The organism is Varibaculum timonense (genome assembly GCF_027694345.1).
Classification (GTDB): Bacteria; Actinomycetota; Actinomycetes; order Actinomycetales; family Actinomycetaceae; genus Varibaculum; species Varibaculum timonense_A.
In genome coordinates this window covers 146,464-158,874 of sequence record NZ_JAQEVU010000004.1, presented here as the reverse complement: position 1 = coordinate 158,874, position 12,411 = coordinate 146,464, and the positions used below count along the sequence as shown (strand labels likewise).

At 51.3% G+C, this 12,411-nt stretch carries 12 protein-coding genes; 6 read left to right on the top strand and 6 right to left on the bottom strand.

Annotation, left to right across the window (positions count from 1 at the left end):
- Window positions 1–29: 29 nt before the first annotated feature.
- Window positions 30–680 (bottom strand): response regulator transcription factor, encoded by a 651-nt coding sequence (locus PG728_RS04700; protein ID WP_270626087.1) that lies wholly within the window; start codon window positions 678–680, stop codon window positions 30–32.
- A 224-nt stretch (window positions 681–904) separates the two neighbouring features.
- On the opposite strand from PG728_RS04700, the gene PG728_RS04695 reads away from it, so the two are divergent.
- Both PG728_RS04695 and PG728_RS04690 read left to right on the top strand, forming a co-directional pair.
- Entirely contained in the window at window positions 905–1,696 is a 792-nt protein-coding gene (locus PG728_RS04695; protein ID WP_270626086.1) for a hypothetical protein, read from the top strand.
- 39 nt (window positions 1,697–1,735) lie between these two features.
- Window positions 1,736–1,942: a hypothetical protein gene (locus PG728_RS04690; protein WP_072510532.1), complete on the top strand. Its 207-nt coding sequence runs from the start codon at window positions 1,736–1,738 to the stop codon at window positions 1,940–1,942.
- 99 nt (window positions 1,943–2,041) lie between these two features.
- On the opposite strand, the gene glnA is transcribed toward PG728_RS04690, so the two are convergent.
- The 4 genes from glnA to hemC all read right to left on the bottom strand — a co-directional run bounded on the left by glnA (window position 2,042) and on the right by hemC (window position 8,056).
- On the bottom strand, window positions 2,042–3,463 hold the full coding sequence (glnA, locus tag PG728_RS04685; protein WP_270626085.1) for a type I glutamate--ammonia ligase: 1,422 nt from the start codon (window positions 3,461–3,463) through the stop codon (window positions 2,042–2,044).
- A gap of 203 nt (window positions 3,464–3,666) precedes the next feature.
- Complete coding sequence (locus PG728_RS04680; protein WP_270626084.1) at window positions 3,667–4,398, bottom strand: hypothetical protein; 732 nt, start codon at window positions 4,396–4,398, stop codon at window positions 3,667–3,669.
- A 260-nt stretch (window positions 4,399–4,658) separates the two neighbouring features.
- Window positions 4,659–5,408 carry a uroporphyrinogen-III synthase gene (locus tag PG728_RS04675; protein ID WP_270626083.1) on the bottom strand — a complete coding sequence of 250 codons (750 nt, stop codon included), beginning with the start codon at window positions 5,406–5,408 and terminating at the stop codon, window positions 4,659–4,661.
- Between the two features lie 35 nt (window positions 5,409–5,443).
- Window positions 5,444–8,056: a hydroxymethylbilane synthase gene (gene hemC, locus PG728_RS09315; protein WP_333558164.1), complete on the bottom strand. Its 2,613-nt coding sequence runs from the start codon at window positions 8,054–8,056 to the stop codon at window positions 5,444–5,446.
- Window positions 8,057–8,253: 197 nt separating this feature from the next.
- On the opposite strand from hemC, the gene PG728_RS04660 reads away from it, so the two are divergent.
- Complete coding sequence (locus PG728_RS04660) at window positions 8,254–8,637, top strand: hypothetical protein (protein WP_270626082.1); 384 nt, start codon at window positions 8,254–8,256, stop codon at window positions 8,635–8,637.
- 7 nt (window positions 8,638–8,644) lie between these two features.
- Here the strand turns inward: PG728_RS04660 and hemE are convergent, their stop codons facing one another.
- Complete coding sequence (hemE, locus tag PG728_RS04655; RefSeq protein WP_270626081.1) at window positions 8,645–9,679, bottom strand: uroporphyrinogen decarboxylase; 1,035 nt, start codon at window positions 9,677–9,679, stop codon at window positions 8,645–8,647.
- Between hemE and PG728_RS04650 the strand changes: the two genes are divergently transcribed.
- The 3 genes from PG728_RS04650 (at window position 9,668) to hemH (ending at window position 12,393) form a co-directional block, all read left to right on the top strand.
- Window positions 9,668–9,823, top strand: a complete 156-nt coding sequence (locus PG728_RS04650) for a hypothetical protein (RefSeq protein WP_270626080.1) — start codon at window positions 9,668–9,670, stop codon at window positions 9,821–9,823. The two genes, hemE and PG728_RS04650, sit on opposite strands and share 12 nt — an antisense overlap.
- Window positions 9,824–9,961: 138 nt before the next feature.
- Entirely contained in the window at window positions 9,962–11,281 is a 1,320-nt protein-coding gene (locus PG728_RS04645; protein ID WP_270626079.1) for a glutamyl-tRNA reductase, read from the top strand.
- Window positions 11,278–12,393, top strand: coding sequence for a ferrochelatase (hemH, locus tag PG728_RS04640; RefSeq protein WP_270626078.1), 1,116 nt, complete (start codon window positions 11,278–11,280; stop codon window positions 12,391–12,393). The genes PG728_RS04645 and hemH overlap by 4 nt, the downstream gene beginning before the upstream one ends.
- Window positions 12,394–12,411 lie beyond the last annotated feature (18 nt).

Sequence of the window (12,411 nt, the reverse complement as noted above, 5' to 3'; positions counted from 1 at the left end):
AGTTAGCTTTTTGTACGCTAACGCCCGCTTTAGGGAAGGGTTTTCGGGTAGCTCGCCGCCCCGTCTTGGACAAGGACGGCTACCGCTGCTGTCCGTGAGGAAGTATGGGTTTTTTCCAGCAATGCAGTTACAGTTTCTTTCACCGTGGACAGGGAGTAACTCATTTTTTCCGCAATCTCCCGGTTAGACATTCCCTGCAATATCAATTCTGAAACTTGTTGTTCACGCTCAGTGAGAGCAATTTGAGAGGGGGCGGGGATAGCATGGAATAAGCCTTGCGCTACCGCGTGAGATACAACTACCGATTCTTGCATTATGACTGATATAAAACTCGCTAAGTCTTTTAAAATATCGGATTTACTTAGAAATCCTCTAGCTCCTGCGAGGAGGGCAGTGCGGGCAACATCAGCAACTTCTAGGCTAGAAATAATCACCACTTTTTGTTGCGGGTTCTGCTGGATAATTTGTTTACAGATTAAATCCCCGGTTGTTTCTCCTAATAAATAATCAAGTAATACCAGGTCTACAGGATTTCGTCTACATGATTCCAGCGCTTGCACAGGGGTGGAGATTGCCCAAGCGACAGAGCACTTGGGAGTGGAATTTAAAATCGCAGATAATACCTGTAATGCAAATGGGTCGTCATCAACCAAGCCGATAGTGATTTCTGGTTTGCTCACCGCTCCCCCTCGTTGTTTTCCTTAAGAATATATGTTTTGTTTCTCTTGCGCTGTAGGCGAGTGGGTAGCCAGCGCGCTTATTGAAATAACAACCACTGGGTAGCCACCTGGTCATTAACAGTAGCCACCTGTTCTTGATATACAGCCACTTGACCATTGAATAAGCGCAATCCCCTTTGAAAGCATGAAAGTGTCACATCAAATACTACGAGGGGATTGCAAAAATGAAGATCAATAAAAAGATAGGAACGGTTGTTTTAGCTTGCGTTTTAACCTGCGCGACTGGGCTTGGAGTGGGTTATCTGTGGGGCAATCACACTAAGGACAATGCCGGTACGAAGGATATAACAAATCTACCCATATATAGCTGGTGTTCACTGTCCACCCTACGAGATGCTACTGATGCCGGATACGGAGTAGAGGGAAGCGCTAACCAGTGCTATCAACCCGTAGTTGCCAATATGCAGTTCCAGAAAAAGCATTACAAAGTGCTGTTAAATCCGGAATATCTCAATAAAGATAAAGCTTTTGAGACTTTCTACACCATGTATAAACCCTGGATTGATAACCTCCAAAAAAAGCTAAAACTACCTGCGTTTAAGCCCGCTAATTTCTCTGCTTGGCGCAACTCAGATGAGCAAGAAACAAAATATCGGGAATCAATTAGTGAAGCTGCAGCGCTACGTTTTTCAAAAGAAATTGGGATTATCCGAGAGTTCCTCGAAGGGTATCAGGCAATGGAAACCAATACGCAAATGCGGAAAAGCCTAAACGAGTTCGATAAACTCGCTGCTCCATTTATGAAAGAAGGAGCCCCAGCACAAGTCGAAAGCGAAGATGGCGAGATTATCGACGAAAGCGAGGAGCAGATGGTTAGAAGAAATAGATACCAAGAAAAAGCAGGGGAATTATGTACAGCTCTAGTAAGAGCCAGGGAAAGCTATCGACCGGAAATTTCTAAACAATACGATAATAAATCCCTAGAAAAACTACTTATTGCCGATGGCGTATGCTGACCCCTCAAAGCCCAGAATAAGTTGAAAGGATGAAACTAAATGCTAAAAGCATTTGCCTGGATATTCACTATTCTGTGTGCAGTGTTACTGGTAACAGGATTACTGATTATCTATGTGATAAACACGGGCAAAGGTTTCCCTTTTGGTGCGGGAATTATGGTGATGGCTGCGCCGATTTTCGGGGTGATAGCTGCTGTACTGTGGGAAGTTGAAATTAATAGGAAGAAACGTCTGCCAAAACAATAGCGCGGTAGCAAAACCCTGCCCCCGCGACCTCGGAAAATCGTAGGTAACAGCCAATATTTTTCCGAGGTCGCGGGGGCGGGATTTGTTTAGCAAACAGACCTAAATATCGTAGTAAAGCTGGAATTCATAAGGATGTACCACCTGTCGCAGGGGGGCGACCTCATTTTGTTCCTTGTAGTTAATCCAAGTCTCAATCAAATCCGGGGTAAATACCTCGCCTTCAGTCAAGAAATCCTGGTCAGCGCGGAGAGCATCTAAAGCGGCATCCAGGGAACAAGGCAGTTTCGGAATGTCATGGTATTCGGCAGGTGGCAGTTCATAGAGATCCTTATCCACTGGAGCTGGCGGCTCTAAGCGGTTTTGAATCCCATCAATCCCCGCCATCAGGCAAGCCGCGAAAGACAGGTAAGGATTCGCGCTAGGGTCAGGAACCCGGTATTCCACCCGTTTAGCTTTCGGGGAAGTACCGGTCACCGGAATCCGGATACAGGCAGAACGGTTCCGTGCCGAATACACCAGGTTAATCGGAGCCTCAAAACCCGGAACTAGACGCCGGTAAGAATTAACCGAAGGGTTAGTGAACGCTAGCAGCGCTGGTGCGTGCTGCAACAAGCCGCCAATAAAGTAACGCGCCAGGTCGGAAAGGGCACCATAGCCGGTTTCGTCATAAAACAGCGGTTTACCCTCTTTCCAGAGCGAAAAATGGGTGTGCATTCCCGAACCGTTATCGCCCGCCATGGGTTTAGGCATAAATGTGGCGGTAACTCCCGCTTCTTGCGCAGCGTTCTTAATAATGTACTTGAATTTCATCATGTCGTCACCCGCCGCCATCAGCGAGTTGAAACGATAGTTGATTTCATGTTGCCCACCGGAGCCAACCTCGTGGTGAGCACGTTCCATAGTTAAGCCTGATTCACTAAGTAACTTAACCATGTAATCACGCAGGTCACAGAACTTATCGGAGGGCGAAACCGGGAAGTATCCGCCCTTGAGCGGAGTTTTATAGGCCAGGTTTCCGCCCTCTTCCTCCCGACCCGTATTCCAGTATCCTTCAACAGAATCCAGTTTTACGAAAGTGTCGTAGGGCCGGGTTTGGTAACGAACCGAATCAAAGAGATAAAACTCAGCTTCGGCACCAATAAAGCAGGTATCGGCGATTCCAGTAGAACGCAGATAGGCTTCCGCTTTAGCAGCCACCTGGCGAGGATCGCGCGGGAAAGGCGCATCAGTGAAGGGATCCACAATGGAACAATTCACCACCAAGGTGGGGCAGGCGCGGAACGGATCCACATAAGCATCAGACACATCAGCTATGAGCTTCATATCTGATTTCTCTATCGAAGTGAAACCGCGAATAGAGGAGCCGTCAAACATCAAGCCGTTTTCCAGGGCATCTGCAAACTGGTCAGCTGGAATAGTGAAATGCTGACTGGTGCCGATTAGGTCGCAAAAACGGATATCAATCAGCTCAATATCCTGGTCAGCAACAAATTTTAGGGCTTCTTCGTGGGAGTTAAACAATCGTTCCTCCTTGGCTTAGCCATGCGGCTTGCGGATAAGAAAACTAGGAAAAGCATACCGCGCCCGAGGGGTGACGCGAGATATGTGCCCAAAAATTTGAATATCCGTTAGCCGAAAAACGATTCTTACCTTCTCAGGAGTTAGGTTCAGAGTCAGCCGCACCGAGGGTAGCTTTATCTATTCCTTGAATAAAGTAAAAGAATCTAGCCGATATCCGCTAGTTTGACGTTCTTTACATCAATATCAAACTTGATATCTTTACCCGAAAAAACAATGTTCTTCAAAATGAAACCATCTTGGAAACCTAGCGGAATTTCTTCCTTATTATCTTTAAATCCCAAATCAGCGGGGGTTAGTTTTTGCCCCATGAACTCTTCACTACCGTTAATTGTTATTTTGTCAATCGACATGAAGAGCTTTCCAGATTGCCCATCTTTACCAGGTTCAAAATGCATACCCATTTCAACCTGAATCTTTAAACCTTGTTCTTCCCCCTCGGCAGTAATTTTGTTACCGTTGCGCCGCATATTCATTTTGGAGGCAGTGGCATCTTCCTTTATGGACTTATCAAATTCTTCACCCGGCAGGATGAAAGTCATATTGCCCTTTTCAATGATGGGATTATCCCCACCTTTTAAGCCATGGAAAACAACCCGTATATCCTTTATCTTTAAATTCTGCTTTGACCCCTCGGTAGCCAGAGTACCCGCCGAGGCAGTGACTTTTGCTTCGCGATAATAGTCTTTAAAGTAACTGAGGAGCATAGGGCTAGAGTTAATTTCAGCCCGCACATTTGAAAATCCCTCTTTGACGAAGTCGTCTTTCAAGGATCGCTCTTGCACACTTGCCACTAAAGTGTTGGCGACAAACAAGCCGATTAGAGCAATAAAAAATACCGTCAGGGTGCAAATGGTGACAATTTTACCGGTACTCATGCGTTTCTTGGTGGGAGTTGCCGGAGGCAACCCCGTAGCGGGCATTTGGGGGTTTACTGGTGAAAATTGGGGGGTTTGTGACGTGGGGAGATTTTGAGGAACAGGGTTCGCATTGTTTTCTGGCGGCATATAAGTCATACTTCATTTTAGCATTCCGAACCTAACGCATATATGCAGGAAAAATGGGTTGGGTAAACATTATCTGGTAGCTGCTCGGCAAGAACCAGGTTTTATTTCCTACGTCTAGGAAAGCGTGGGGTTTACTGCCTACACGAACTGATTGCTTGGGCTAACCCAGCGGCATCAGGAGTTTTCGCTACTGCCGCAACTTTCAACCCCAGTTGCGCTGCCACTTGGGCGCTAGGTTTCCCGATACAAACTAGGCGAGGTTGGGCTGGAGCTGAGGGCGGGCTGCAGGAACTAAATATCCCGAAATCAGCGAGGGCGCGCAGGTTAGAGCCAGAAGTAACCGCTACCGCATCGGCTCGGAAATATTCCTCCGGACACGCAGAAACCGGGGTCATGGTGTAGAGGGCGCAGCTATCAACCTGGTAGCCTAGGTCGCTTAATGCTGCAGCGAGGTTGGGTTTACTGAGCGCTGATCCCGGCAAGAACACCCGGGAAGGGCGGGAGGGACTGGGGGTTAAATTAGCGAAACAGCGCGCCAAATCCGTGGCGTTACCGCCTGCCTGCAAAGTAACATTCCAGCCAGCCTTGCTTGCGGCCAGCGTACTGGCTTTACCTACTGTAGCTACCTGGGGAAAGGTTTTTATAGGCGGTTCGACAGCTAACAGCTGCTGTAAATACTTGACGGTGCGGGCAGAAGTAATCACCACCCAGCTATATTCCCCGCGCCGTAAACTGTTTAGACACTCAGATATTCGCGGCTCGCTAACCGGGCGCGAACGGGTAACCGGAGCGCTAACTATACGACATTCCGGCAATTCTGCTTGTAATTTTTTTGCTAACGGGCGCGTTGGTCCTGCCGTAAGTGCCACCGTAAATGCCATAGTCGCCCTCCGAAAATAGTTTCCTGTTGCGGATATTAGCCACGCGCCTTAGCGGCGCCCAGGTCAGCGAGTTCGGCGCCCCCAGATTCTAGGAGGGCGCGCGCCACGTTTTGACCGAGCTGGCGCGCCTGGTCAAGCATCTCGGCGAAGGTTTTTTCCGGATCGGACTGCAAGGAATCATTGATACGTACCTCGCGAGTACCATCCAAGGAAATAATCGCGGCAGTCAGGGTTAGTTTGCCCGCCTGCATCTGAGCAAAGGCTCCTACCGGCGCGGCGCACCCGGCGTTTAGCTCCGCTAACACTGCCCGCTCCGCCGTAGAAGTAAGCGCAGTTGCCAGGTCATTAAGCTCTTCCAGCGCGGCCGCTAAATCGGGGTGGGCTTGAAGCGCTGCCTCTGAAGCCTCCACCGCGAGCGCCCCTTGCGCTGGGGCTGGCAGCAGCTGTTCAGGATGGAAACGCTCATTGGCGTAAGCGCCCAGCCCAATCCGATCCAAACCGGCCGCCGCCAAAATCACTGCATCTAAGTCGTGTGCGCCCTGCGAGATTTTTTCCCGCATTTCCCGGCCATCAGTAAAGTCGGCCTCAGGAGCGGTAATGCCTTTCACCCTGCCCAGGCGGGTAGGCACATTGCCGCGAATATCCACGATTTTGAGGTCGGGACGTAAAGCCAGGATTTGGGCGGCGCGGCGCGGAGAACCCGTCCCTACTTTGGCTCCCTGGGGCAAAGTATCCAAAGTTAAACCGGGAGCGGCGCACAGGGCGTCCCGGGCATCGGCGCGGCTCGGAATCGCCGCAACTTTTAGTCCAACTGCCGGCTGGGTGGGTAAATCTTTGAAAGAATGCACTGCTAAATGACAGTTTTCCTCCAAGAGTGCTAGACGTAGTTGCGCGGCAAACACCCCAACGCCCCCCAGTTTTTGTAAAGAGGCGCGGGAAATATCGCCGGCGGTGCGCACTTGCCGCAGTTGCACATTTAGTCCCTGAGCGCGCAAAGCGTTAGCTACGGTTTCCGATTGAGTAACTGCCAGGCGGGAGGCGCGAGTACCCAAAACCAAGGCGTCCATCTCCGCCTCGCTAATCCAGCCGGTACCACGCAATTTAATGGTTTGCGCCTGACGGACTACCGCGGCAATCCCCGAACCGGCCACCCAAGACCCCACCAAATCCAGACCGGGATAAACGCTTATATCTTCCAGCAGTTTCGCGGTCATTTCCCGGTGCTTAGGGGTGAAAGGTGGCAGAGAGCCATCCCAGTGAATAATCATCGAACCGAGCAGTTGCTCTGGAGAAATCGCTACCCCCAGCAGTCGGGAAGCATCCTTTAACGCGCCCTCGACCGATACCGGAATCTCCGGGCCGTTTGCCCAACCATAAGATACTCTCAGCAGGTGGCGACCTTTACCGGCAGCTTCCTGCGCCCAAGGCCATTTGGAAGTGTAATGGGTGATAGCTTTCGCTCCCACGCAGCCGTTCTCAATATCTTTACTGCTGGGGCGTTGTACCAGCATTCCAGAACCGCGCGGATGAGCATCCAAGGCCGGGCAATCTACAAATAAGGTGACATGCGCAATCGGCCCGCCCTGGGGGAGCTCACCGACTGCAATCCCTGGTACTTTGCGTAGCATCGGTGCGGCTAAATAGCCTGGTAAAGCCACTACTACCTGCGGGACAGTGACAGTTACGGCTTCGCCAATGTCAATCGGGCTTGCCCCGGGAGTCGACCCCGATTTGGTGTTAGAAACGGTGACCTTCCAACCTGCTGAGCCGGGCTGATTCGAGTCGGTAGCGGGACTATCAGCGGCATCAGATTCATTTTCAACCGGTTCCAGTTCGAGGCCGCGCACATGAGACAAAATTAGCCCCCCGCCCTCTTCAATACGCTGCGCTAAGGTTTCTACCAGGCGGAACATTCCTCCCTCGGGGGCGAGCACGGCGGGTTTGCCGGGCTTTAGTCCGCGCAAAGCGGCGACTGCTTTCACTAGCGATCCGTGTTCTTTTAGGGCGGGACGCAGTCCGCGCAGCACGGTATCGGCGTTTAGGCGGTCGGTGCTTGCCGAGTGAATCCCCCCGGCAACGGGCGCAACTACTTTTTCTAAAACCGCTTTTCCTAGGCGGGCAGTTACCAGACCGGTGACGGTGGTTTCTTCCGCCCCTACCTGCGGGCCCATAGTTAAGTCCTCACGGGCGCGCTGCATTTCTTCTTCACTAAGCGCTCCCACAATGCCTGGGTCATCTAGGCTGGCAGGAATCCCTAACATTCCGTGGGGAATCGGAAGCGCGCCCTCGGAGTGACCAGCGCGAGCGTGGTGAAAAATCCAGGATTTGCCGCTCGGAGCCACCAGCGGTAAACCTAGCTCGCCGCATAAATCTTTAACTTCGCTAGCTCCGGCCGCGAAAGCTTCAGCGCCAATATCGAAGGTAAAGTCCCCAAAACGCCCCGAACAGATCAGGCCGCCGGGGCGTCCTCGCTCTTCAATCACCGCTACCCGCGCGCCCTGTTTTTGCAGAGTATAGGCGCTGGTTAAACCGGCCAGCCCTCCTCCGATAACCAAAATATCGTAATCTGCAAGCTGCTCAAGGGTCTCCATAACATCTCCGTCAGTGTGAGTATCTACTTTAATGAAAGTAGTGCAGTAATCAAGCAAATGCCAATAGTTGATAGCTAAAACCTTAGGTAACTAATTGGTAACGTTAAATTAAATCTATTGACATGACGTTCAAAATATTATTTATTTAGGTTACCCTAATGCCATTAAGCGGTTTCGTATCCTACTAAGGAGTCTCCATGAAGTAGTCGATTGTAAAATCAACCGCAGTTTTTAGCGCTCTGGGATGTCTGTCAGTGGTTTTATCGGCGGTTGTGGAGTTTTTCCTGTTTGTCGAGCTGTCAGAAAAATGGGGATTAAAATACGGCACTATCTGGGGAATCGTGGGATGGATAGTTTTACTGCCGATTCTATTAGCTTGCTTGGTTACTTTTATTTTTGCATATAAGAACAGTTCCCAAACAGTAGCGAGCGATGAGATTTTCAGATATTTAAAAACCCTGGAAATATTGTTTTGGGCTACCGCATTATTGCTTTTAATAATCCCAGCACTTTATTGCGTAATACACGATATTGGGCATGTGACCATCATTTTAGCTCAGCTGGTCTGCCTGGTTATGTTCGGGCTTTTAGCGCTAGTTTTCCACCTAATTAGGGGGTATTTGCCGGTCAAAAGCTAAATTGGCGCTAGGCAGTAGTATGTACCTGGTCGACGATTTCTTGTAAAACCGCGGGGTCGGCATTCGGCGGTACCCCATGTCCCAGATTGACGATATGGGCGGCGGCCTGCGTGCCCTCCGCTAGCACCTGAGCTACGTGGTCGCGGCGTATCTGCTGGGGAGCGAACAAAACGGCGGGGTCAATATTGCCTTGCACCGCAAATTGGTCACCAGGTCCATGTTCGATTAGCTTTACGGCTTCACTTAGAGGTAGCCGCCAATCAACCCCAATACATTCGGCACCGGCATCGCGCATCAAATCCAGCAGGGAGGCCGCGCCCACCCCGAAATGAATCACCGGGACTCCGTGGGCATGAGCAGAATCAATCACTACCCGAGAATGTTCAAGGCAATAGGTTTGGTAATCGGCGCGTGAAAGGTCGCCCACCCACGAGTCGAAAACTTGAGCGGTACGCGCCCCACCGGCAATCTGGGCGGCCAGGAATGCCGCCGACATATCCGCACACCAGCTGGCGAGCCGGTTCCAGGCATCCGGGTAAGAATGCATAAAAGCCCGCGCTTCCAGGTGATTCTTCGAGCGGGTATCTCCAATTAGGTAGGAGGCCAGTGTAAAAGGCGCAGCCGCGAAAGCAATTAGCGGAGTATCGCCGAGTTCCGCGCAAACCATTTGAGCAGCCTCGGTAATACAATCCGGATCAAAGCCTTTAAAACTGGTGAGGCGGTCTACGTCCTTAGGGCTCAGGATCGGGTCGGCGAAAACCGGGCCTTTACCGGGGACAATCTCTACTTTTAAACCCGCCAAATACAGGGGGGTGACAATATCGGAGAAGAAAATCGCGGCATCTACCCCGTAGCGGCGCACCGGTTGCAGGGTTATTTCCGCTGCCAGTTCAGGGGTAGTGCAGGCAGTGAGCATATCGTTACCGGCGCGCAGGCGGCGATACTCGGGCAAGGAACGCCCGGCTTGGCGCATAAACCAAACTGGAGTTTTCTCGGGGCGCAGGCCGCGAACGGCTTGTAGGAAAGAATTTTGCTCAGACATATTTCCATCATCTACGGCAAGTTAGGTGGGCGCAAAACAAAGCAAAACAAACCAGATTTGGATTACCGCCCCGGTAAATATCGCAAGGTCAAAAGCGGTCAGCTTTTTATGACACATTTTCCGCATCTGTCTGTTGCGAAATAACCTAATTCTTAGTGACACTCTGGCAGATAATTATTCTTTTGCAACCCCCTGGACTGGGAAAACAGAAAACAGTAAGACACGAGAGCAAACAAAACGCCCCGTCCTTTTCAAAAAATAAAAAAATGGTCTAATGAGCAGGTGGGTCTTTCTTCCTATTCGGTACATCATCTCCGGCACGGGCTAAACGCCGTAGCCACAGCCGCCAGTACCATCGAGGGACTACCCAAAGACCTATTGCAACGGCTACCCGAAGCACAGGGAGTGCTACCACTTTCCACCTGTAACCGAGTGGAAATAATCATCGAAACTGCACCCACAACCAGCACTGAACAGCAAAAAGCAGTAGACAGCTATATCCAATCCCGGTTAGGTACCGACTGCGAGATTCGCCGTGACCGGCAGGTTTTGGAACATTTATTTACAGTCGCCTGCGGACTAGACTCCATGGTGGTGGGGGAACGAGAAATCTCTGGACAGCTGCGCCGCGCCCTCACCGTTGCTACCCAAAACCGAGTTTCATCTGCAACTATCACCCGTGCCTGCCAAGAAGCACTCAGCACCTCCCGCCGGGTTGCACATCTAACCGGGCTAGCCTCCCAGGGACGTTCAGTAGTTGCCTGCGCCCTCGAAATGGCTGCTGAATACATAAATCCATTGGCAGGAACCCCCACGCTCTTGATTGGCACCGGTTCATATGCGGGAGCCACTGTCGCAGCACTGCGCGCCAAAGGGGTGCAAGATATTGCGGTTTATTCCACCTCCGGGCGTGCCGAACGCTTCGCATCTGGACACGACCTCGAAGCGGTAGCCAAAGACCAGCTAGTTACGGCTTTACAGGCAGCGACTTTAATTGTTACCTGCCGGGGTATGGGTGCGCCGGTATTAACAAAAGAGGAAGTAGGACGGGCTTTAGCGCTATCTAGCGGAGAAAAGACGATTCTCGATTTAGCTCTACAAACCGATATCGAGGACGGGGTAGCCGACCTTGAGCGGGTAAAAGTAATCAACTTAGAAGAAATCAGCGCTCACGTACCGGAAGCAGGAAAAGCCCAAGTCGAGCGGGCGGAACAAATCGTATCCGAGGGGGTTAAGAAAACCGAGCAGCTGTTAGCTGACCGCCAGATGGATTCGGTAGTAGTAGCGCTGCGCGAGAGTTTTCGCCAGATGCTGGCTGATGAAATCTCCCGCTTGCCAAATGGGGAATATATTGCGCGCGCAGAAGTCGAATATGCGCTGCGACACCTGGCGGCTCGTCTAGCCCATATCCCCACCATAAATGCTCATCGCGCCGGACGCGAAGGGCTGGGGCGCGAATACGTAAACGCCCTCCAACAAGTTTGGGGATTAGCTGTAGAAACACCGCCAAAATCGGGAGATACCGAACCTGCCTGCCCGGTAACCGGCTTGAAAGTTACTGAGGTAAAAAAGGACTCTCCAGGCGAAAAGGAGGCACGGTGAGCGAGATTTCTGCCCAATATGATGCGGTAATGCTGGTCAGCTATGGAGGGCCGCGCCAAATGGAGGACGTGTTGCCGTTTATGCGCAACGCTACCTCCGGGCGGGGAGTTCCTGACGAGAGGTTAAAACAGGTTTCCACCCACTATGGACGTTTCCACGGAATTAGCCCCATAAATGCGCGTAACCTGGAAATCCGGCGCGCCCTCGAGCTGGAACTGAGCCGGCGGGGGGAAGATATCGAAGTAGTAATCGGCAACCGTAACTGGCATCCCTTTATCCACGACACCCTATGCGACCTGGCTATGCGGGGGTTAAAACGGGTACTTTGTATTTTTACTTCCGCCTATGTTTGCTATTCGGGGTGCCGGCAATACCGGGAAGACTTAGCAGCCGCGAAATCCCAGCTACAGGCTCAGGATTTATCGCTGGAACTAGATAAAGTGCGCGCCTACTACACTACTGAAGGCTTTGTAGCAGCTTATACGAAACGACTGTTAGAAGCGGTGCGGAATCTAGAAAAAGACAGTGAACATCTCCCCTATGTCGCTTTCGTGACCCACTCGATTCCCCGTGCCATGCAGGAATGCTCTGGTCCTGTCGATAACTGCCGCCCCGACTATGTGCGCCAACACCAACAGGTATGCTCCGAGGTCGCGGCGAGGGCAAGTAAAGAGCTGGGACGGGAGCTGAACTGGGATTTGTCCTATTGTTCCCGCTCCGGTCCGCCACAAATGCCCTGGTTAGAGCCCGATATTAACGACCGCTTAGCACAGCTGAAAGCAGAGGGCGTAACTGACGTAGTCTGCGTACCTATCGGGTTTATCTGTGACCATATGGAAGTGGTTTACGACCTGGATACCGAAGCTAAAGAAACTGCAGCCCAGTTGGGACTTAACTATTTGCGGGTGCCAACGGTAGGCATAGAACCTGGTTTTATTGGAGCGCTTGCAGATTTAGTAAAGGAGCGCGCCCAGGAAAAAGCAGGAGGCGAGGTCGCCTATGCCCAAGACGCTTTAGAACCCCGATGGCCAGCCTGGGCGCCCCCCGGAGATTCTAGAGGCAGCAAAAATGCTCTTGACCTGCCTGTCGAGTTTGAAATCAGAAAAGATTAAACAGCTAATAAGCTAAAG